This window comes from Xanthomonas sp. 3058 (genome assembly GCF_014199765.1).
Lineage (GTDB): Bacteria > Pseudomonadota > Gammaproteobacteria > Xanthomonadales > Xanthomonadaceae > Xanthomonas > Xanthomonas campestris_B.
Genome location: NZ_JACHOF010000001.1, coordinates 762,058 through 784,205, shown reverse-complemented (window position 1 = coordinate 784,205; position 22,148 = coordinate 762,058). Strand labels below are relative to the sequence as shown.

Sequence of the window (22,148 nt, the reverse complement as noted above, 5' to 3'; positions counted from 1 at the left end):
GCGTTCCATTGATGAGGTTGAAGAAGGTGGTCGCCGCAGCGTGCGACCGCCTGGCTTTGCCGACGATCGGCACACAGCGCGGCGGCGGAAGACGTGGTGATTACTGCCGATTGCTTGCGGAAACCAGCGCGTTGTAGGTGTTGAGCAGCTTGCGTGACGAGCCTTCAGGCGCCAGCGAGGGGCTATCCAGCCAGCCCTGTTCGATCTTGCTGTACGGGGTTTTTTCCACCACGCGCTTGACCCGCGCCTTGGCTTGCCTGCGGAAGGTTTCTGCTGCGGTTTCGAAACTGTTCCAGGTCAACTTGCCCGGTTCCTGATCGGCCACCTTGGCATGCGCCTCATCGGACAGGCGGTTGAAGCCGTCCAGCAACGCATTGGCGCGCGTCACGTCGAACTGCTCCGCTTCCAACAGATCGGCGAGTTGCCTGGCGTCGAGCATCATCGCCAACCGGTAATACTCGCGGGTGCGGCCCTTGCCCTGTTCCAGCGTTTTGAGTTGTTGCCGTTGCACCGCGTCGTTCTGTACGTCCAGCTCGGCGCTGAAGGCATCACTGGCATCGGCGTAGGTCGACAACGCCTCCATCAACTGCGGGTGCAGTCGCTTGCCCTTGGCGAACTGGTCGTCTTCGTAATCCTGACGCGTGTAGTAATCGGCCACCTCGTGGCTGACCGGCCGCAGCGCCTTGAGCGCGGCGTGATACTGCAACGCTGCCTTATCCAGTGCCGGCAGCGAGGGTTTCGCGGCAGCGGCCGCACTGACCGGCGCATCGCAGTGCTTCATGTCGTCGTCGTCGATGTCGTACGGGCCGGTCATGCCGGACTCGCGGCCGGTCGGGCCCGCGAACGGGTCCTGCATCCAGCCGGTGTAGTGCTTGGCGCCCGCATGCACCCGCGCGTTGACGTGGTTGAAGCAGTCGATATACGCGCCCAGCTTGGTGGTCACGCCTTGCGAGGCATCCCGCTGTGTTTCAGCGGTTGTGGCAATGGCATCGCTTGCAGGCTGCTGCGATTTACCACCACAGGCAGCGGCCACGACGCAGACGGCAACAGCCAGAGCAGGCACACGGAACATCGAAGACACGGACGCACATCCTTGTTGGAAACGTTTTCAGCCGCGCACCATAGCAAACCTTGCCGTGAATCCTTTGTGCTCAATCGAAGACGTGCTCCCCGCGCCGGCTTGCGTGATACGCAGCCCCATCGACACTGTCTATATCTGCAGTCGACTCACCTGCACGACCCGATTCCCGCGCGTGCTGCGTATGACGTGCTCGTAGCGCCAGCACGCAAGGTGCTCCCCCGCAGACACTGCCGCCGGTACCTGCAAGCGATCTGCCGACGCGTTCCCTCGTATCCAGCCAAGCAGCGACACCGCAACCGCTGCGCTCAGTCGATGAACAGATCCGGCAACAGCGCGCGCGATGGGTCCACCGCGTAACCGCTCAGGTCGGTGACGCCAGCCTGCGCCAGCACCTCGTCATCGATCAGGAACTGGCCATGAAACCCGGCTGCCTCGCGGGTCAGCACCGCATGCGCCGCGTCGGCCACGATATCCGGCCGGCGACAGGCAGCTGCGTCCACGCCGGGAAGCATGTTGATCGCATCGGTGGCAATCACGGTGCGTGGCCACAGCGCATTGATCGCCACGCCTTGCGGGCCGAATTCGGCTGCCAGCCCCAGCGTCACCAGGCTCATGCCCATCTTGGCGAGCGTGTAGCCGGTATGCGCACCCCACCACGCCGGGTTCAACGATGGCGGCGGCGCAAGGCTGAGGATGTGCGGGTTGGGCGCCTGCAGCAGATGCGGCAGACACGCTTGCGCACACAGAAAACTGCCACGTGCATTGACCTGCTGCATCAGATCGAAACGCTTCATCGGCGTCTCCAACGCACCGCGCAACCAGATCGCGCTGGCGTTGTTGACCAGGATGTCGATGCCGCCGAAGGCATCGACCGTAGCGGCCACGGCCGCGTGCACCTGGTCTTCGTCGCGGATATCGCATTTGAGCGCCAGCGCCTGCCCACCGGCCGCGGTCACCGCCTCGGCCGCGCTATGGATGGTGCCCGGCAACTTGGGATTGGCCACCGCCGATTTGGCCGCAATGGCCACATTGGCCCCATCGCGGGCCGCCCGCAATGCGATCGCCAAACCAATCCCGCGCGAGGCACCGGTGATGAACAGGGTTTTGCCGGATAAGGTCATGGGATTCGGGATTCGGGATTCGGGATTCGGGATTCGCAAAAGCTTATCGCCTTCACCACTCCGCTCGACCAACACGACAACCCACGCCAAGCGCCGTTACGAATCCCCAATCCCGAATAACCAATCCCGGCACCTCACGGCTTCGGCCCCTGCCCTTCGTTGTCTTCCCAATGCAGCACGCGGCGGGTCACGAAGCGGTAGACCGGTTTGCCGGTGGCGAACCACAGCTCGCGCACCCAGGAGGTGCGCTTGAGCACGCGGCGTTCCACCGGGGTGATCGCGGTCGGGCAATACATGCGCTTGTGCTTGAGCAGGTGACGCAGGTCTTCGCGTGCAAGCAGACGCATCCAGCGCGCGCGCGGATGGCCGCGCACGGCCAGCTGGAAATCGATCACCGCCGGGCTGCCGTCGTCCTGCACCAGCCAGTTGGCTTCCTTGGCCAGGTCGTTGTGCGCCACCCCGCAGCGATGCAGCTGCTGCAACAACTTGCGTGCGGTGCGGAAATAGGCCAGGTCGCCGCGCGGCGGGCGCTGGTACATCGCATCGCCGGCCAGATAGCTGCGATCCAGATGGCGTCCGTCCCAATGCAACAGGCGCGGTGTGCGCGGCAATCCATCCAGCTGACGCAAGGCCAACGCTTCGCGGCGCGCCAGCCACCAGGCCACACCGCGCAGCAACCACGGCGCCACGCTCAGGTCGCGCCGCACGAACACGCGATCGGCTTCGCGGATCAACAGGATGCGCCCGAAGGTATCGGACTTCAGCGGCAGATTGTCGGCGGGATCGTCACTCATCCCCCATTGTAGGCGGCCTGCCGCATCGCCGATCGCAAGCGCCACCGGACATCGCGCACGCGCGCGTCAGGCGGGCGTCCGCTCGCAACCCCAGGTGAAGCGGGCAGGCCGATGTGAGGACGGTGCCAGTCAGTTGCCACCATGCCCACTTATAATTGGCCGATGAATTCATGGATCGACGCCACGCTGGAGTGGATCGGACACCACCCCACCCTGGCAGGCGTGGTGATTTTCGCCATCGCATTTTGCGATGCGGTGATCGTGCTCGGTGCCATCGTGCCGGCACTGCCATTGCTGTTCGCCATCGGCGTGCTGATCGGGCTCGGTCAGATCAATGGGCCGTATGCGGTGACCTGCGCCGCCCTGGGCGCCTTCATCGGCGATACGCTGAGCTTCTGGATCGGCCATCGCTGGGGCCATCAGTTGCACACCTATTGGCCGTTCCGCCGCTACCCGCAATTGCTGGAGCGTGGCGAGCTGCTGTTTCGGCGCAATGCCTTCAAGAGCATCCTCATCGCGCGTTATGTGGGCGCGGTGCGGCCGTTCGTGCCGGCCATCGCCGGCATGTCGCACATGCCGTTCAAGCGCTATCTGGTCGCCAGCGGCCTGGCCTGCATCTCATGGGCGCTGCTGTTCCTGGTGCCCGGCTGGGTGCTGGGCACCGCCTACGACGCGGTGGCTGCGGTGGCCGGCCGCCTGTTTGTGGTGGTCGCCTTGCTGGCCGCCGTGATCGGCCTGGCCTGGGCGATGGTGCTGTATTCGTATCGCTGGTCGGCCGGCCACCTGGATGCCTTGCTGGCCCGGCTGCTGGAGTGGTCGCATCGGCATCCGGTGCTGGGCAACTGGTCGGTGAGCGTGTTCGACCCGCGCCGACGCGAGTCGGTGCCGTTGGCGATGATGGCCTTGATGCTGCTGTTGCTGGGCTGGGGTTGGTTCGTGTTGTTGATGGTGGTGTTGGCGCACGGCGAGCCGCTACGCGTGGACCTGGCCGTGCACGATCTGATGCTGGCGCTGCGCAACCCGTTGGCCGATTACCCAATGGTGGCGCTCGCCTCGCTGGGCGATTGGCAAGTGCTGTTGCCGGCGATTGCAGCGGCAATGGGCTATCTGGCCTGGCGCCGCCGCTGGATGGCGGTGACGCATTGGGTGATCGCGCTGGCGTTCGGACTTGCCTTGACCCAGTTGCTTGGCGCTACCGTCCAGGTGGTGCGCCCGCCCGCAGCCAGCAGCGGTTTCGGATTCCCGTCGGTGGCGGTCACCATGGCCACGATCGGGTTCGGTTTCTTTGCGCTGCTGATCGCGCGCGAACTGCCCGGCCGTCGCCGTGTATGGCCGTATCTGGTCAGTGGCGCGATCGTGTCGCTCATCGGTTTCGCACGCCTGTACCTGGGCGCGCATTGGCTCAGCGACGTGGTCGGCGGCATGTTGTTCGGCATCTTCTGGCTGTTGGTGCTGGGTATCGCCTATCGCCGTCGCGCCACGCGGGCGTTCTGGGTCAAACCGGTGTCGTGGATCTTCTATGGCGTGTTCCTGATCTGCGCGATCGTGTTCGCGCCGCGCAATCTGGAAACCAAACTGGCCAAATTCGAGCCGCCACCGCCGTTGCTGATGGAATTGCCGGCCAGCGATTGGTGGCAGGGCCAATGGCGATTGCTGCCGGCACGCCGCAACGAATTCGACGACGACCAGCGCTGGCCGCTGGACGTCCAACTGGCCGGGCCGCTCGCCCCCTTGCAGCGCCAGCTGGAAGCACGCGGCTGGCGGGTGCAACCGCAGGCCGGCTGGGAGCAGGCGTTGCATCTGCTGGATGTCAGCGGTCGCCCGGACGAGGTGCCGATTTTGCCGGCCACCCTGGACACCCAGGTCGAAGCCTTGCTGATGGTGCGCCACGCCACGCCCGGCCATGTGCATGTCCTGCGGCTGTGGCCGGCGCCCGCACGCCTGCAGCCGGGGGCACAGCCGTTGTGGGTAGGCAGCACCCAGACGCTGCGCTATGGCCGCCATTTCAGCCTGATCGGGCTGTGGTATCCGCTGCGCGGGGTGGACCCGGCGCTGAGTGCATTGCGTGAGGCGCTGGGTCCGTTGCCGTATCGCATCGAACAACGTCGACGCTCGCAGGTACCGGTGATGTTGATCGACAGCACCTCGGGAGATGCAGTGCGCGGCAATGGCGCAGCGCAAGCGCAGCCCGCTACCGACGCGGCAACTGCAGCTGATCGCACTGCAGCTGATCCGGCACAGCCGCAGCCTTAGAGCGGCTAACAAAACCACTTCGCGTCAGCCTACTGCAGGCCGGCTATCTGCGGCCTGGCTGCAGGTCCTTGCCCGCCCAGCGTCGCGGGACACGCTGCAAGTACGTCCTTGTAAGCGCCTACGCGGCATCCATGCCGCGTAAGGTCCCGCGACGCTGGGCGGGCAAGGACCAGTCGAGATGGTCGGCATGCATGGGTTTAAACACAGCAACCAGCGGAGTCTCTGGTGCGGTGTCCTCGCCGCTTGCGGGACCGTGTGGCGGCATGGATGCCGCCACCGAGCCTCCAGGGATGGATTCACGGCGTGTCCCGCGAGCGGTGAGGGCACCGCGCATTCGACCCACTCAGTGTTTGATCTGGACTTCTGACGGCATCCACCAAGATACGGCCGACAAAACCACTGCACTCACTGACAGGCGCTCGCTAGCTTTTGTTAGCTGCTCTTATTGCGCGTCGCCGACCACGTCCACGCCTTTGGCCGGAATGTAGCGAAAGGTGTCGGCGGCGAATGCGGGATTGCGCTTCCAGCCGCTGAAGCTGATCGCGGTGCGCTGGCCGACCGCATCCACCACTTCCATCTTCGCCAGTCCGTCCTTGCCGAACCCCAGCGAGGCCATCTGGAAGCTGGCTTCGGTATCGACCTTGGGCGTCAGCGACAACCACTGCAACCCGTCGCGCGGTGCGGCTTCCTCGCTGACGTCGTATTGCTTGTCCAGACGCGCCGGATCGATCAACGCCACCAGCGGACTGTTCTGTTCCTCGCTCCCCTGCGCGCGCACGGTCACCTGCTCCAGGTCGGGGTCGAACACCCACACTTTCTTGCCGTCGGCCACGATCAATTGTTTATAGGGCTTGGCATATTCCCAACGGAACTGGCGCGGTGCCGACAACGCCACCCGCCCGCTCGAACGTTCCTTGACCCGGCCATTGGCATCGGCGACCTGCTGGCTGAACTGCCCGTCCAGCCCCTTGAGGCCGCGCGTGAACGTGTCCAGCTCCTGACGCGCACCGGCAACTGCGGTGCCGGCGAACAGAGCGGCGGCGAGAACGGCATAACGGAGCTGGCGATGCATCGCGGTCTTCCAAAAGGACATCGGTGGATTTTGATACTTCATGGATGAATGGGCGAGCGCTATCGCGCGACGCGTTCATGATGAGAACGGCGTGCCGCCGCCTCTCACGGTGCGGTCTGCACCTTGGACAGATCGCCGTAGACGATCTGCCCGCGAAAGCCGCGCCGCACCTGCTGGTACAACTGCCGGAACGCGCGGTAGTCCTGCGGCTGGCACAGCGCCTGCGGCCCGCGCACGGCGGCGCGTTGCAGCCGATGCACCGCGGTCACGGTCTGGCCTTGACGCGTCCACTCGACGGCATATTCACCGGCGGCGTTACGAAATGTTGTGCTGCGCGGGATCGCGATGATCGGCACGGTGTCCGGGAAGCGAACCACATAGGTCTCTTCACGCACGCTGTCGTTGCAGTAGAACGGAGTCAGGTTGTCTTCGGCCGAGGTGGTCGTGTAGATCGCACGCGTCGATTCGGCACCCGGCATATCGGGCAAGGTCATGCCGCCGACCACCGAAAAATCCACCGCATCCTTGGCCTGGAACGCGTACCGGTAATTGAACGGCGCATCCAGATCCAGCGGGTCGCCCTGGATCAACAGATCGCCGGTGCCGTCGAAACCGGACTGGGCAATGATCGACTCCTCGATACGATTGCGGTTCTGCGCATTGAGCTGTACGAACATCGCGCGCAAGCCCACCTCGCCGGTCTGTCCGCTATCGAGCGTGGTCAGCCCCTCAAGCCCGCCCTGCGGAGTGAAGCGATACTCGGTGCGTGCGACGTAGCGATTGACCTTGCGGTCGTTCGGCGGCGTCTGCGTGACCTTGCCATCGCGCGTATGCACCACCGGGGCGCCAAGGTCGCCGGCCGGCAGTTGGCCGAAACGTGCGTAGGGGTTGGTCGAATCGACATACAGATCGAACGCCGGGATATAGGTAATGGCGTGATTGAAGCGGCCGAGCACCGGAATCGGCGGCAGCGTCGGCCCGCCCTCGGCGCCGATCAGCACCGGCGTGCTGTCGATGCCCTTGGCCGCGAGCAAGGCTTCCAGAATCACCGTGTGATCCTTGCAGTCGCCATAGTGGTTGGCCAGGATGCTGTCTGCACTGTTGGGCTCCAGACCGCCATTGCCCAGATACACCGCCACGTAGCGGATATTGCGTGCGACCCAGGCGTATAGCGCCGCCGCCTGCGCGCGCGGGTCGTCGATCCCCTTGGTGACTGCATCGGCCAACGATTGGATCGCCGGCGTCACCGCTGCCGCGCGTCCGCCCTTGACGTGATACGCCAGTCCCATCTGCGACCAGCTGTCGAAGGTGCTGGCCATCAAGGTGGGGCTGAACTCCCAGGTCGCCGCGCTCCAGTTCTGGTTCTTCATCGGCATGGCGCGTTGGTAGCGCCACTCCCAGCGGGCCTGATCACCGCGTACCACCGGCTTGGTGCCGCCCTGCAACCCGCGCACCGACAGATGCATCGGCAGCGACTTCGGCGCCACCAGCGTGACCACCGCATCGTCGTACTGCGCGAACACGCTGAAGGTCTCCCACAGGCTGAAATAGCCAGGGAAATACGGGGTGTTCTGCGCACGGCGTACGCGATAGACGATGCGCGCACCGGGCGCCAGGTTGGGGAACACCACCACCTTGACCTTGCGATCGGCGTACATCGCCGCCGAGGCGCTGGAATAGCTCTCCTGGGTGTAGATCTTGTCGGCCGCCACGTCCTGGCGCAGCCCTTCGGCGGTGACGGTGTAGGCCTCCAGCACCTCCAGGGTTTCCATCTTCTCGCTATAGCTCAGCCGCACCTGGCTGAATCGTTCCACCGCCGACTTGGTCTTGAGCAGGATTTCGTAGGCATCGGTTTCCACGCTGCTGGCGTCGTCGCGCACTTCGTAGTCGGCGCGATAGCGCACGAAACTGTAGTTGGTGTCGGCCTGGGTACGCGCAGCGGTTGCCGCAGGCGCAGTCTGCTGCTGGGCCTGGGCCAGCAGCGGAAGGAAGGTCGGCAACACGAGCAACAGCAGAAGACGATGCAGCATGGGTCTCGATCGCAGCGAGCCGGAGCGGCCCTTGCACAACAGGGTAGCCGTTGTGGCCGGCAATGGCAGGTGCATAGGTCCAACAACACCGACTTCATGCACCGCTGAATCGGCTGCAACGTGGTACGTCGCCGCCAGGTCGGCACCCGCCACCCCCGCCCTCAATCCGCAGCCAGCACGTGCCGCTGCCGCATCGCCTCGCGGCTTACTTGGGCGGCGGCGGTGCCAGCACGGTGCGGTCGCCGTTGTGCTCTGGCTGGCTGACCACGCCAGCCGCTTCCATCGCTTCGATCAAACGCGCGGCGCGGTTGTAGCCGATCTTCAAGCGCCGCTGCACGCCGGAGATCGACGCACGCCGGGTTTCGGTGACGATGCGCAGAGCCTCGTCGTACAGCGGGTCGGACTCGTCGCCACCGCCGCCACTACTCTCGGGCAGGCCGGTCGCGCCGACCACGGTGCCATCGCCCATGGTCTGCACTTCGTCCAGCACGCCTTCGACGTAGGACACCGGCCCGCTGGCCTTGAGATGCTCGACCACCCGATGCACTTCCTCGTCGCTGACGAAGGCGCCATGCACACGGTCCGGCAGCGCGGTGCCCGGCGGCAGGTACAGCATGTCGCCATTGCCCAGCAGCGCCTCGGCGCCGGACTGGTCCAGGATGGTGCGCGAGTCGATCTTGGAACTGACCTGGAACGCCACGCGGGTCGGGATGTTGGCCTTGATGAGGCCGGTAATCACGTCCACCGACGGCCGCTGCGTGGCCAGGATCAAGTGGATGCCGGCCGCACGCGCCTTCTGCGCCAGACGCGCAATGAGTTCTTCGACCTTCTTGCCGACGATCATCATCATGTCGGCGAATTCGTCGATGAAGATGACGATGAACGGCAGCGTCTCCAGCGGTCGCGGCGCTTCGCCCAGTTCCGGGTTCGGCTTGAACAGCGGGTCCATCATCGGCTGGCCGGCGTCGATGGCGTCCTTGATCTTCTTGTTGAAGCCGGCCAGGTTGCGCACGCCCACCGCGCTCATCAGCTTGTAGCGGCGCTCCATCTCGGCCACGCACCAGCGCAGGCCGTTGGCGGCCTCCTTCATGTCGGTGACCACCGGCGCCAGCAGATGCGGGATGCCCTGGTAGACGCTCAGTTCGAGCATCTTCGGGTCGATCATCAACATCCGCAGTTCCTTGTGCGAGGCCTTGAACAGCAGGCTCAGCACCATCGCATTGACCGCCACCGACTTGCCCGAGCCGGTGGTACCGGCAACCAGCAAATGCGGCATGCGCGCCAGATCGGCCACGGTCGGGCGGCCGGCGATGTCCTTGCCCAGGGCAAGCGTCAGCGGGCTGGTCGACTTGTCGTATTCCTTGGAGCGCAGCAGCTCGGACAGGAAGATCATCTCGCGGGTCACGTTGGGGATCTCCAGACCCACCACCGACTTGCCCGGGATCACGTCGACCACGCGCACAGACTTCACCGACAGCCCGCGCGCGATGTCCTTGTCCAGCGAACTGATCTGGCTGACCTTGATGCCCGGCGCCGGCTCGATCTCGAAGCGGGTAATCACCGGCCCCGGATAGGCCCCGACCACCTGCGCCTCGATGCGGAAGTCCTTGAGCTTGAACTCGATCTGCCGCGACAGCGTTTCCAGCGTCTCTTCCGAATAGCCCTTCGCCTGCGGCTTGGGGTCGTCCAGCAGCGCCAGCGGCGGCAGGTCCGAGCCGTCGGTGCTGACGCCCTGGAACATCGGGATCTGGGTGTCGCGCTTGGCGCGCTCGCTCTTCTCCACCACCACCGCCGGCGGCGCCTCGATCTTGACCGGCTCGCGCTTGGCCTGCTTGACCGCATCGACCTTGCGCACTTCCTCGCGCTCCTCGCGCATCACCCGGGTCTGCTGCCACTCCGTTGCCTGATGGCTCTTGCGCTGCAGCAGCGGCCCCAGCGCCAGCACCCAGGTGCCGATGCGCTCCATCACCGCAAACCACGACAGCCCGGTGGCCAGGGTGATCGAGACCAGCAGCAGCACCAGCACGAAGAGATTGGCGCCCAAGGCACCGAAGCCGGCGCTCAACGAATTGCTGACCAGCCGACCCAGGATGCCGCCGGCCCCGGCCACGTCGCCGGTGAACAGGCGCAGATGCAGGAAGCCAGTCGAGGCGATCAGGAACCCGACCATGCCGACCAACCGCAATGCCGGCCCCAGATCGGCTTCGGCCTGCCCTTCCTTGTCCATGCCGAACAAGGCGATCCAGGCCACCGCACCCAGCACCACCGGCAGCAGGAAGGCCACGTAGCCGAACAGCTGCAGCAGTACGTCGGCGGTCCAGGCGCCGACGCGGCCGCCCATGTTGTGTATCGGCGCGACCACGCTGCCGGTCTGCGACCAGCCCGGATCGGCGCTCGAATAGGTGAACAGACTGGCCAGCAGATACAGCAGCAGCGGCGCCACTGCGATCAATGCCAGATCGCGCCAGAGCTTTTGCCGACGCGGAGTGTCCGCCGCCGCCGTCTTGCGCGAGGACGTCTTGCCTTCTGCGGGCTTGCTGCGTTCGGGAACCTGCTTTGCCACCTGTAGCCAGACCTTAGAAAAATGCTGTTAGTGGTTGATAATAAACGACTGAGGCCACGGTTTCAGCTGTTGCATGACGACCGGTCGCCACGGTATTCAGCGGTCAACAAAAAACGCCGCACAAGGCGGCGTCGATTACGCGGACGGGGCGGACCATGCCATCTGCGGTTCAAGCAGTTCCATCGCGCCGCCTTGATTCACCGGGTGGGGACCGCCACTCTATGCCGCCTGAGGGGCGCGAATGCGTTCGCCAACCCTGCCAATTCCTAGATCGCGAGTATACATGAGCGCCTCTTCTGCCAGTTCCGCCAAGCATTCCCGCCTGCTGATCCTGGGCTCCGGCCCGGCCGGCTGGACCGCCGCGGTCTACGCCGCCCGCGCCAACCTCAAGCCGGTGGTGATCACCGGCCTGCAGCAAGGCGGCCAGCTGATGACCACCACCGAAGTCGATAACTGGCCGGGCGACCCCCACGGCTTGATGGGCCCGGACCTGATGACCCGCATGCAGGAGCACGCCGAGCGCTTCGAGACCGAGGTGATCTTCGACCACATCCACACCGCCGACCTGTCGCAGCGCCCGTTCCGGCTGAGCGGCGACGGCGCCGAATACACCTGCGACGCACTGATCATCGCGACCGGCGCCACCGCCAAGTACCTGGGCATCCCCAGCGAAGAGGCCTTCAAGGGCCGTGGCGTCTCCGCCTGCGCCACCTGCGACGGGTTCTTCTACAAGGACCAGGACGTGGTCGTGGTCGGCGGCGGCAACACCGCGGTCGAAGAAGCGCTGTACCTGTCCAATATCGCCCGCAAGGTCTACCTGGTCCATCGCCGCGACACGCTGCGCGCCGAAAAGATCATGCAGGACAAGCTGTTCGCCAAGGTCTCCGCCGGCAAGATCGAGACCGTCTGGCACCACGCCATCGACGAAGTGCTGGGCAACGATGCCGGCGTCACCGGTGTGCGGGTCAAGTCCACTATCGACGGCAGCACCCGCGACATCGACGCGCACGGCTTCTTCGTCGCCATCGGCCACCATCCCAATACGCAGCTGTTCGACGGCCAGCTGGCCATGAACAACGGCTACCTGGAAATCCGCTCCGGCCTCAACGGCGCAGCGACCGAGACCTCGGTGGCCGGCGTGTTCGCAGCCGGTGACGTCGCCGACCAGCACTACCGCCAGGCCATCACCTCGGCCGGCTTCGGCTGCATGGCTGCGTTGGATGCCGAGCGTTATCTGGACAAGAGTGCCTGAGGTGGCCGCTGACCGCCGGCCGCGCCGCGCGGGCAGCGGCATCGCCAGCGGGCTGAACGCGTGAGCGTTACCGCCCGTTGGTGTCGCCAGCTGGACGAACTTCCCGCCGGGGCCTGGGATGCCTTGCACGACGGCACCCATCCCTTCATCAGCTATGGGTTTCTGCAAGGCCTGGAACGCGAGGGTTGCCTGCGTCCGGACTGGGGCTGGAATCCGCTGCACCTGACGCTGTGGGACGGCGACACGCTGGTCGCTGCCGCGCCCGGGTATCTGAAGAACAATTCGCATGGCGAGTTCGTGTTCGACCACGCCTGGGCGCATGCCTACGCGCGCTATGGGCAGGAGTATTTCCCCAAGTGGCTGTGCGGCGTGCCCTACTCCCCGGTGACCGGCCCGCGCCTGCTCGGCGCGCCCAAGTGGCGCGGTCATCTATTGGCCGCGATGCGCGAGCTGGTGGAGCGCAGTAGCTTGTCTTCGGCGCATGTGAATTTTCATCTGGCTGATGAAGATGCCGCCTTCGATACCGACTGGCTGGAACGCAACGATCTGCAATACCACTGGCACAACGCCAGCGGCTGGAGCGATTTCGAGAGCTTTCTCGCGGCGATGGATCACAAACGCCGCAAGAACATCCGCCAGGAGCGCGCCAAGGTGCAGCGGGCCGGGGTGCAACTGCGCGTGGTGCACGGCGACCAGGCCAGCGAGGCGGACCTGGAGGCGATGTATGGCTTCTATCTCAAGACCTTCAACGAATACGGCAACTCGCCTGCGCTGACGCCACAGTTCCTGCGCCATCTCGCCCAGCATCTGCCGCGCCAGCTGGTGATGTTTCTGGCCGAGCTGGACGGGCAGGCGATTGCCGGCGCGCTGTGCCTGCGCGGACACGACACGCTGTACGGGCGTTACTGGGGCGGCGAGGCGCTGCCGGGGCTGCATTTCGAAACCTGCTACTACCAGGGCATCGAATACTGCCTGCGCGAAGGTCTCACCCGCTTCGAGCCGGGCGCACAAGGCACGCACAAGATCGCACGCGGCTTCCTGCCGACGCTGGTGCGCAGCCGCCACTGGATCGCAGATCCCGGCTTTCGCGAGCCACTGGCGCAGTGGTGTGCGGACGAGCGCGATGCGGTCGCCCGGCATGCGCATGAGTTGTCCGAGCACAGCCCGTTTCGCGATTGATCCAGCGCGACCGACAGCAGCGGCATGCACGCCTGATCGCAGGCGCCTTCCCGAAGCATTAGCGGCAACAACGGCACGCACACTTGGCTACCCGTTGTCGGCGTGTGCGGATGGCGCACCGTCACCGCAGTGCGCGCGGACGTGTTCCACACTCAGGGCCAGCCACACCCGTCCCACGGCCATCCTCCCCGGGCATGCCACGCTCCAGGGGCGAGATGCACAACACGCTCTACACTCACGGCATGCCACGCCGCCTTCCCTATCTGCTTGCCGCCGATCCTGCCGCCGCGTTTCCGCCGGCCGAGGACGCCTTGCGCGAGCCGGATGGACTGCTCGCGATCGGCGGCGACCTGTCGCCGCAGCGCCTGCTCACCGCGTATGCGCACGGCGTGTTCCCGTGGTTTTCCGAGGGTCAGCCGATCCTGTGGTGGAGCCCGGATCCACGCATGGTGTTTCGTACCGATGGCGTCCGCCTGTCGTCACGCTTCAAGCGTCACTTGCGCAGCAGCACCTGGACCGTCCGCGCCGACACCGCCTTTGCGCAGGTGATTGCCGCCTGCGCGTCGATTCCGCGCGTTGGCCAGGACGGCACCTGGATCACCCCCCGGATGCAACAGGCCTATATCGAACTCCACCACCTGGGCCATGCGCATTCGTTGGAGGTATTCGATGGCGCTCGCCTGGTGGGCGGCATCTACGGCGTGGCGATCGGCCAGATGTTTTTCGGCGAAAGCATGTTCAGTGCCGCCAGCGGCGGCTCGAAGGTGGCGCTGGCGGCGCTCGCCGCCTATCTGCATGCCAGCGGATGGCCTCTGCTCGATGCGCAGGTGGAAAACCCGCACCTGCTGCGCCTGGGCGCGCAGCGCCTGCCCCGCGCCCAGTTCCTGCAACACGTGCAGTCGCAGGTCGCCCGACCAGCAGCACCCGGCAAGTGGTCGGCGCACTACGGCGAGCGCCCGGCCAGCGCACTTGGTGAAGCCCGCTTAACATAAAATTTGCACCACGGGGAGATGGGGCGTAAAATGCCGTCCCTTACGGCCCTCCCGGGCCAGCCGTGATTGCACAGGATTACATGTCGAAAGACGACTCCATTGAATTCGAAGGCAGCGTCAGCGAGACGCTCCCCAATACCACGTTCCGGGTCAAGCTGGAAAACGGGCATGAGATCATCGCCCATATCTCCGGCCGCATGCGCAAGAACTACATCCGCATTCTGACCGGCGACCGGGTCAAAGTTGAGATGACGCCCTACGACCTGACCAAGGGTCGTATTACCTACCGCATGAAGTAAGCGGTACTGGTGGTGAGACGCGAGGCGGCCAATGGCCGCTTTTTGTCGTGCCCGGCATTTACCTGCGCATAGGCAGCATGGGGTGAGGTCGTCAGCGTTTGGGCCTGCTTTCGCCCGCAGCATTGGTATCGCCATGGCATCCAGGCGACACATCGTCCCAGGTGACGAAAATGCATCGCGATGACGCGTCGTTCGCTGCGACCTGCCCCACGCCTGCCTGCGATGCCCCTTGCAACACGTCACGGACATAAAAAAAAACCGCTCTTTCGAGCGGTTTTTCGTTTCGAGAGCGCCAGCCGATCAGTCGACGGTCGCCGGCAGCAGACGCTCCGGTTCCGGGTGCGCTTCCACCACCAGCTCGCCGTCCTTGACGTCGATATTGACCCGGCCGCCTTCCACCAGCTTGCCGAACAACAGCTCATCGGCCAGCGGACGCTTGATCTTCTCCTGGATCACCCGCGACATCGGGCGCGCGCCCATCAGCGGATCGAAGCCGTGCTGGGCCAGCCAGTCACGCGCAGTCGGGGTGGCCGACAGCGAGACGTGCTTTTCCTGCAACAGCATTTCCAGTTCGATGATGAACTTGTCCACCACGCGCAGGATGTGGTCGAAAGCCAGCGGCTGGAACTGCACGATCGCATCCAGGCGGTTGCGGAACTCCGGCGTGAAGCCGCGACGGATCGACTCCATCGCGTCGGTGGAATGATCCTGCTTGGTGAAACCGATCGACCGACGCGAGGCCTGGGTGGCACCGGCATTGGTCGTCATCACCAGGATCACGTTCTTGAAATTCGCCTCGCGGCCATTGGTGTCGGTCAGGATGCCGCGATCCATGACCTGCAACAGGATGTTGAAGATGTCCGGATGCGCCTTCTCCACTTCGTCCAACAGCAATACGCAATGCGGCGTCTTGACCACCTTCTCGGTCAGCAAACCGCCCTGATCGAAGCCCACATACCCCGGAGGGGCACCGATCAAGCGGCTGATCGAATGCGCTTCCATGTATTCGGACATGTCAAAGCGCACCAGCTCGATGCCCAGCTGCAACGCAAGCTGCTTGGTGACCTCGGTCTTGCCGACACCGGTCGGGCCGGCAAACAGGAAGTTGCCGATCGGCTTTTCCGGATTGGCCAGGCCTGAACGCGCCAGCTTGATCGAGCCGGCCAGCGTCTCGATCGCCGGGTTCTGGCCGAAGATCACCATCTTCAGATTGCGCTCCAGATGCTGCAGCACGTCCTTGTCGGTCGCGCTGACCTGCTTGGCCGGAATCCGCGCCATCTTGGCGACGATGGTTTCGATTTCTTCGATATCGATCAGCTCCTTGCGCTCGCCTTCCGGCAGCAGACGCTGACGCGCACCGGCCTCGTCGATCACGTCGATCGCCTTGTCCGGCAGCAGTCGGTCGCCGATATGCTTGACCGACAGGTCCACCGCCGCCTGCAGCGCATCGTCGGCGTAGGTGACGCCGTGATGGGCTTCGTACTTCGGCTTGAGGCCTTGCAGAATCTCGAAGGTCTCGCCGATGGTCGGCTCGACGATGTCGATCTTCTGGAAGCGACGTGCCAGCGCACGGTCCTTTTCGAAGATGCCGCGATATTCCTGGAACGTGGTCGAACCGATGCACCGCAGCTCGCCCGAGCCCAGTGCCGGCTTGATCAGGTTGGAGGCGTCCATGGTGCCGCCCGACGCCGAGCCCGCACCGATGATGGTGTGGATCTCATCGATGAACAGCACCGCGTTGGGCACTTTCTTCAGCGCGGTCAGCACGCCCTTGAGGCGCTTCTCGAAGTCGCCACGGTATTTGGTGCCTGCCACCAGCGCGCCCAGATCCAGCGAGAAGATCACCGCGTCGGCCAGCACCTCGGGGACGTCGTTGTCGACGATGCGCTTGGCCAGGCCTTCGGCGATCGCGGTCTTGCCCACGCCGGCCTCGCCCACGTACAGCGGATTGTTCTTGCGCCGGCGGCACAGCACCTGGATGGTGCGCTCGATCTCGTCGGCGCGGCCGACCAGCGGGTCGATCTTGCCGTTACGGGCCTGCTCGTTGAGATTGGTGGCGAACTCGGCCAGCGCATCGCCCTTGGCCTCGCCCTCCCCGCCCTCGGCCTTGGGCTCGCCGTCAGACGCAGACGGCTGCTCGCCGTCCTCGCCCAGCTTGGCGATGCCATGCGAGAGGTAATTGACGATATCCAGCCGCGTGATGTCCTGCTGATTCAGGAAATACACCGCATGGGAGTCTTTTTCGCCGAAGATCGCCACCAGCACATTGGCGCCGGTGACTTCCTTCTTGCCGGACGACTGCACGTGATAGACCGCACGCTGCAGCACCCGCTGGAAGCCAAGCGTGGGCTGGGTGTCGCGGCCGTCATCTTCGGCCAGACGCGAGACCGATGCCTCGATCGCCTGCTCCAGATCGTTGTGCAGGCGTACCTGATCGGCGCCGCATGCCTTGAGCACGGCCTGGGCGGACGGATTGTCCAGCAGCGAGAGCAACAAGTGCTCGACGGTCATGAACTCATGGCGCGCCTCGCGTGCTCGCTTGTAGCACTGGCCGATGGTTTGCTCTAGGTCTTTACTGAACATTGGGAACTCCGAACGGCTGTTGCCAACAATATGCGGCTTTTATCGGGATTTTCCACAACCCTATCGAACAGGGATGTTCAGACAGCGTTAGCACGTGACCGCGTCCACACTGTTGCGCTGCTGGAATAGTCCTTCTAGCGGACTCAGCTCTGCTCCATCGTGCACAGCAGCGGGTGCTGGTTCATCCGCGAAAATTCGTTGACCTGCGCCACTTTGGACTCGGCAACCTCCCGGGAATAGACCCCGCAGACCCCGCGCCCGCGGGTGTGGACATGCAGCATGACCTGGGTGGCGCGCTCCAGATCGAGGTTGAAAAACTGCTGCAGCACCGTCACCACGAAGTCCATCGGGGTGTAGTCATCGTTCAGCAAAAGCACCTGATAGCGCGGCGGTGGCGCGACTTCGGGCTTGCTGGCTTCGACCGTCAGGCCGTGATCGTGTTCGTGGGAGGTCTTACGAGGCATTCGTCCATTATACGGTTCATCGTCGCGTGCATTGGACGATTTACGCTGCGGCACGCACAATTTGTGTCCGATTCCCTGGCTGGCCCTTGATGACCGTTCCTTCGACCGTGCTGCAGTTGTCGCCATCGCTCACCGCTGCCGCGTGCGCATCCGCCGCGACATCGGGTGCGCACGCGCCTGCGCACAATCGCCAAGCCCACTCGGTCAGTGGCGGCGTGGCGCGTGCCACAACCGGACAGGACCGAGGCCGATGAGCACTGCCGAATCGCGCTGGCACCCGGATGTCACCGTCGCCACCGTGGTGGTGCGCGACGGCTGCCTGCTGCAGGTCGAAGAAACCATCAATGGCCAGTTGCTGCTGAACCAGCCTGCCGGCCATCTGGAACCGGACGAAAGCCTGCTGGACGCCGCAGTGCGTGAAACCCTGGAAGAGACCGGCTGGGACGTGCGCCTGACCCATTTCATCGGTACCTACCAATGGGTGGCACCGAACGGGCAGAGCTTCTTGCGCTTCGCTTTCGTTGCCGAGGCGTTGACGCATCACCCCGAACGCAGCCTGGATACCGGCGTGGTGCGCGCGCTGTGGATGACCCCGGACCAACTGCACGCCGCAGCCGAACGCCTGCGCAGCCCGCTGGTGTGGGAGGTGGTAGCCGACTACCTGGCCGGCCAACGCTATCCGCTGGCCTTGGTGCGTCACTTCGCATGAGCACGCCGCGCGTTGTAGTGGGTGTCTCCGGCGGCGTGGACTCCTCGGTGGCGGCCTGGCGCCTGGCACAGCAAGGCGAGTCCATCGCCGGGTTGTTCATGCAGAACTGGGCCGACGACGGCAGTGGCGATTGCCGCGCCGAAGACGACCGTCGTGATGCGGTGGCTGTCTGCGGCGTGCTCGGCATCCCGTTCCACTTCCGCGATTTTTCCGGCGAATACTGGAGCGGCGTGTTCGAGCACTTCCTGGCCGAGTACGCGGCCGGACGCACGCCCAACCCGGACGTGCTGTGCAACCGCGAGGTGAAGTTCAAGCATTTCCTGGACGCGGCGCGGGCATTGGGCGCCGAACGCATTGCCACCGGCCACTACGCGCGGGTGGCGCACAGCGGCGGACGCTGGCGACTGTTGCGCGGCGCCGACCGCGGCAAGGACCAGAGTTATTTCCTGCACCAGCTGGGGCAGACCCAACTGGCGGCGACCTTGTTCCCCATTGGCGAGCTGGAAAAAAGCGCGCTGCGCCGGATCGCCCAGGACGCCGGCCTGCCGACGCATGCCAAGAAGGATTCCACCGGCATCTGCTTCATCGGCGAGCGCGACTTCCGCGAGTTTCTGGGCCGCTATCTGCCGGCGCGCACCGGCGAAATCCGCGACCCGCAAGGGCAGCGTATCGCCGAGCATCCCGGGGTGTTCTATTTCACCCTGGGTCAGCGCGAAGGCCTGAACATCGGCGGCGTGCGTGGACGCGCTGCGGCGCCGTGGTACGTGGTCGGCAAGGATGTGGCGAGCAATGTGCTGTACGTGGACCAGAACCGCGACAGCCCGCTGCTGCAATCGCGCTGGCTGCAGTCCGAGCGGGCCCACTGGGTCGCCGACGCGCCACCGGCACGCAACTTCAGCTGCACCGCGCAGACGCGCTACCGCCAGCCCGACGAGCCGTGCACGGTGGATGTGCAGGACGATGGCAGTGTGCAGGTGCGTTTCGAGCGGCCGCAACGGGCGGTGACGCCGGGGCAGTCGCTGGTGTTGTACGACGGCGAGCAATGCCTGGGCGGCGCGGTCATTGCCGCCACCGATGCTCCGCTGGAACGCCAATTGGCGGGATCTTCTTTTTCACCTGAGGTAGTGGCTTGATGAGTTCTTCCATGGATCACCGCGTGCTGGCGCTGGCCGGCGTCGCCCAGGCCTTGCAACAGGTGCGACGCATCGCCGAAACCGGGCATTCGGAGGCGGCGACGGTGCGCACCGCCATGGACAGCGTGTTCCGGGTGGATGCCTCCTCGCCAGAGGCCGTGTATGGCTCTCCAGCCGACCTGGCCTCGGGCCTTCGGCTGCTGCACAACTATTTCCGCAATCAGGGTCAGGACGATGTATTGCCGCGCCTGGCGCTGGCGGTGCTGCAGCTGGAGCGCCGGTTCGTGCGCGACACCGCAACCGTCACCACCGTGTCCAACGGTATCGAGGCTGCCGCGCATCAGGCGCAGACCCTGGGCGACAGCGGCCATCCCGACGTGCTGAGCGCGCTGGGCGGGCTGTATGCGCAGACCATCAGCCACCTGCGCCCGAAGGTCATGGTGCAAGGCAACCCGCACTACCTGGGCCAGGCCGGCGTGGTCGCGGAAATCCGCGCGCTCCTGCTCGCTGCGGTGCGCTCGGCGGTACTGTGGCGACAGATGGGCGGCAGCTTGTGGGATTTCCTGTTCGCAAAGCGTGCAATGATCGAGGCGGTGGATCGCGCGCTGCGCTGAATCAACGCAATGCGCATGCTTTCAGGCACCGCCAGCGCTCGCTAGCGTGCGTCGATTACGCTGGTACGAGCGGGACGATCTAGCGATCGGCGCTAAAGACAAAGGGGGTACGGCCGATACAGCAACCGTGACTCTGCCGAGAACGCCCATGTATTCACGTCCACTCATCCGTCTAGCCGCTCCTTTGGCTCTGACCTTGCTGTTCCCCTTCGCTGTCGGATTCGACTGGCCCGCCTCGGTGCGCTGGGCGATCCTGGCGACCATGACCCTTAGTTGGTTGGTTTTCGCTGCCTGGGTGACGTATTCCCAGTTCCGGCGCAACCCGGACCAGACCCGCATCCTGCGCGAGCAGGACCAACTGCTCAACGAACTGCGTACGTTCGTCAGCAACGAAGTCGACGGTTCGCGCTCGGAAGTCGAGCGTGCCCGCGAACTGATCCGCCAGGCCGTGTCCGGTCTTGGTGGCAGCTTCGAAGCGATGAACCGCAAGTCGCGTCAGCAAAGCCAGGCACTGGCCCGCATCGTCGACCGCGCTGGCGACGATGGCAATGCCGGCGTCGACGTCGCCCGCTTCGCCCAGCACGCCAGCTCCCGCATGGAGCAGCTGGTGGAAGCGCTGGAACAGGTGAGCGGCCAAAGCACCAACACCGTCCACCACATCGACGAGATGGCGCAGCACCTGGATGGCATCTTCGCGCTGCTGGAAGACGTCAAGTCGATCGCCGACCAGACCAACCTGCTGGCCTTGAACGCCGCCATCGAAGCAGCACGTGCCGGTGAAGCCGGTCGTGGCTTCGCGGTGGTCGCCGACGAGGTGCGCAACCTGTCCGAACGTTCCACCACCTTCAACGAACAGATCCGCAAGCTGGCACACAGCTCGAAGGAATCGATCGCCAAGGTGCGTGAAACGGTCTCGCAGCTGGCCTCGCGTCACATGGACCGCTCCCGCGAGGCGCGCCATGAATCGGCCGCGATGCTGGAGAACGTCGCCCAGATCAACGCCTCGTTGGGCGATGGTATGCGCGAAATCTCCGAATGCGCTCGCTCCATCGATGGCAGCGTGGCCGAAGCGGTGCGTGCCCTGCAGTTCGAGGACATCGCCACGCAGACGCTGAGCGGCATCCACACCCACCTCGATCGCCTCACCGCGATCAACCGCGAAGCGACAGCGCTGCAGGAACTGCTGCATCGCAATGGTGGCGTGTACGACGGCGAACTGGTCGCCTCGCTGCAAAAGGTGTCCACCCGTCTGCGCGATCTGCGCGTGGAATGGGAACGCCCGCCGCATAAGCCGGTGGCGCAGCAAGGCATGGGTGCTGGCACGGTCGAATTGTTCTAAGCGTGGGCACCGGCACGACAGCGATGTCGTGTTGGCCACTCGCAAGACCGATGCCGCACACGCTCTGATCTCGACAGTCCCCGGTCTTCCCGGGGATTCGTCGTTCCGCAACCAGCCTGGTGTTTGTCCATGACGTTACTCGCCCCTACACCCGATGCATCCGGCGCAGCCCTGCAAGCGGCCGCCCGGGAAGCCGCTGCGTTGGAAGCTGCGGCATTGGCGGCCGCACGCGCAGAGCGCATCGCGCAAAGCGAGGCTGCCCGGCCTGCGCTGCGGAGCGTGCGCATGCCGGCGGCACTGGAACGCCTGGAGCGCGCTGCGCGCGCAGAAGTACAGGCGATGATCCATCCGCGCCGCAGTTGCAGCGAAGAAGCGCTGCTGTTCGCCACCGTCGCGTGGGATCTGGGGTTGGATGGCGACACCTTCAGCATCGCAGGCCGCTGATGCCGTGATGGCGGGGTGCCTCGGCAGGCGCCCCGCCGTGTTGTTCAACTGCCCGATCTCAGGTCTGCGTGCCGTGCGTGGCTACCGAGCCTACGGCATCGCCCGTGCCTTGCGCGCGCTCCTTCTGACCACCCTGCCCCGCCGAGACGCGCTCACGCCGGCTGTGGTTGTGGCAGACTTGGCCAACGTCGTTCCCATGCATCCCGACCCCTGGCCCCATTACCGA

General features: G+C 65.0%; 17 protein-coding genes and 1 pseudogene. 10 read left to right on the top strand and 8 right to left on the bottom strand.

What is annotated here, in order from left to right; translation table 11 throughout:
• Positions 1–100: 100 nt before the first annotated feature.
• From GGR61_RS03515 to GGR61_RS03505, 3 genes are all read right to left on the bottom strand, one after another.
• Positions 101–1,072 (bottom strand): YiiG family protein, encoded by a 972-nt coding sequence (locus GGR61_RS03515; RefSeq protein ID WP_184407618.1) that lies wholly within the window; start codon positions 1,070–1,072, stop codon positions 101–103.
• Positions 1,073–1,386: 314 nt separating this feature from the next.
• On the bottom strand, positions 1,387–2,202 hold the full coding sequence (locus GGR61_RS03510; RefSeq protein WP_184620442.1) for an NAD(P)-dependent oxidoreductase: 816 nt from the start codon (positions 2,200–2,202) through the stop codon (positions 1,387–1,389).
• 134 nt (positions 2,203–2,336) lie between these two features.
• Positions 2,337–2,996 carry a serine/threonine-protein kinase gene (locus GGR61_RS03505; RefSeq protein ID WP_184407596.1) on the bottom strand — a complete coding sequence of 220 codons (660 nt, stop codon included), beginning with the start codon at positions 2,994–2,996 and terminating at the stop codon, positions 2,337–2,339.
• Positions 2,997–3,158: 162 nt separating this feature from the next.
• Here GGR61_RS03505 and GGR61_RS03500 point away from each other — a divergent pair.
• Positions 3,159–5,162 (top strand): annotated as a pseudogene (locus GGR61_RS03500) (VTT domain-containing protein); the annotation flags it as partial.
• 529 nt (positions 5,163–5,691) lie between these two features.
• On the opposite strand, the gene lolA reads toward GGR61_RS03500, so the two are convergent.
• From lolA to GGR61_RS03485, 3 genes are all read right to left on the bottom strand, one after another.
• Positions 5,692–6,363, bottom strand: coding sequence for an outer membrane lipoprotein chaperone LolA (lolA, locus tag GGR61_RS03495; RefSeq protein WP_184408523.1), 672 nt, complete (start codon positions 6,361–6,363; stop codon positions 5,692–5,694).
• A gap of 62 nt (positions 6,364–6,425) precedes the next feature.
• A complete protein-coding gene (locus tag GGR61_RS03490; RefSeq protein ID WP_184620440.1) occupies positions 6,426–8,351 on the bottom strand; it encodes a DUF3857 and transglutaminase domain-containing protein in 1,926 nt (641 codons plus the stop codon).
• Between the two features lie 205 nt (positions 8,352–8,556).
• On the bottom strand, positions 8,557–10,914 hold the full coding sequence (locus GGR61_RS03485) for a DNA translocase FtsK (RefSeq protein ID WP_184620439.1): 2,358 nt from the start codon (positions 10,912–10,914) through the stop codon (positions 8,557–8,559).
• A gap of 283 nt (positions 10,915–11,197) precedes the next feature.
• On the opposite strand from GGR61_RS03485, the gene trxB reads away from it, so the two are divergent.
• From trxB to infA, 4 genes are all read left to right on the top strand, one after another.
• A complete protein-coding gene (gene trxB, locus GGR61_RS03480; protein ID WP_184620438.1) occupies positions 11,198–12,166 on the top strand; it encodes a thioredoxin-disulfide reductase in 969 nt (322 codons plus the stop codon).
• A gap of 60 nt (positions 12,167–12,226) precedes the next feature.
• Positions 12,227–13,345 (top strand): GNAT family N-acetyltransferase, encoded by a 1,119-nt coding sequence (locus tag GGR61_RS03475; RefSeq protein ID WP_184620437.1) that lies wholly within the window; start codon positions 12,227–12,229, stop codon positions 13,343–13,345.
• A gap of 242 nt (positions 13,346–13,587) precedes the next feature.
• The gene (aat, locus tag GGR61_RS03470; protein WP_184620552.1) at positions 13,588–14,337 is read left to right on the top strand and encodes a leucyl/phenylalanyl-tRNA--protein transferase; all 750 of its coding nucleotides are present in this window, start codon (positions 13,588–13,590) and stop codon (positions 14,335–14,337) included.
• An 80-nt stretch (positions 14,338–14,417) separates the two neighbouring features.
• Positions 14,418–14,636 carry a translation initiation factor IF-1 gene (gene infA / locus GGR61_RS03465; RefSeq protein WP_002813418.1) on the top strand — a complete coding sequence of 73 codons (219 nt, stop codon included), beginning with the start codon at positions 14,418–14,420 and terminating at the stop codon, positions 14,634–14,636.
• A gap of 300 nt (positions 14,637–14,936) precedes the next feature.
• Here the strand turns inward: infA and clpA are convergent, their stop codons facing one another.
• Positions 14,937–17,219, bottom strand: coding sequence for an ATP-dependent Clp protease ATP-binding subunit ClpA (gene clpA, locus GGR61_RS03460; RefSeq protein ID WP_184408528.1), 2,283 nt, complete (start codon positions 17,217–17,219; stop codon positions 14,937–14,939).
• Between the two features lie 143 nt (positions 17,220–17,362).
• Positions 17,363–17,683, bottom strand: coding sequence for an ATP-dependent Clp protease adapter ClpS (gene clpS, locus GGR61_RS03455; protein ID WP_029219836.1), 321 nt, complete (start codon positions 17,681–17,683; stop codon positions 17,363–17,365).
• A 250-nt stretch (positions 17,684–17,933) separates the two neighbouring features.
• Here clpS and GGR61_RS03450 point away from each other — a divergent pair, with 250 nt between their 5' ends.
• From GGR61_RS03450 to GGR61_RS03430, 5 genes are all read left to right on the top strand, one after another.
• Positions 17,934–18,392, top strand: a complete 459-nt coding sequence (locus GGR61_RS03450; protein WP_184620436.1) for an NUDIX hydrolase — start codon at positions 17,934–17,936, stop codon at positions 18,390–18,392.
• Entirely contained in the window at positions 18,389–19,525 is a 1,137-nt protein-coding gene (gene mnmA, locus GGR61_RS03445; RefSeq protein WP_184620435.1) for a tRNA 2-thiouridine(34) synthase MnmA, read from the top strand. The genes GGR61_RS03450 and mnmA overlap by 4 nt, the downstream gene beginning before the upstream one ends.
• The gene (hflD, locus tag GGR61_RS03440) at positions 19,525–20,139 is read left to right on the top strand and encodes a high frequency lysogenization protein HflD (RefSeq protein WP_184408531.1); all 615 of its coding nucleotides are present in this window, start codon (positions 19,525–19,527) and stop codon (positions 20,137–20,139) included. The genes mnmA and hflD overlap by 1 nt, the downstream gene beginning before the upstream one ends.
• A 148-nt stretch (positions 20,140–20,287) precedes the next feature.
• Positions 20,288–21,478: a methyl-accepting chemotaxis protein gene (locus GGR61_RS03435; protein ID WP_184408532.1), complete on the top strand. Its 1,191-nt coding sequence runs from the start codon at positions 20,288–20,290 to the stop codon at positions 21,476–21,478.
• A 129-nt stretch (positions 21,479–21,607) separates the two neighbouring features.
• Positions 21,608–21,922, top strand: a complete 315-nt coding sequence (locus GGR61_RS03430; protein WP_184620434.1) for a hypothetical protein — start codon at positions 21,608–21,610, stop codon at positions 21,920–21,922.
• Positions 21,923–22,148 lie beyond the last annotated feature (226 nt).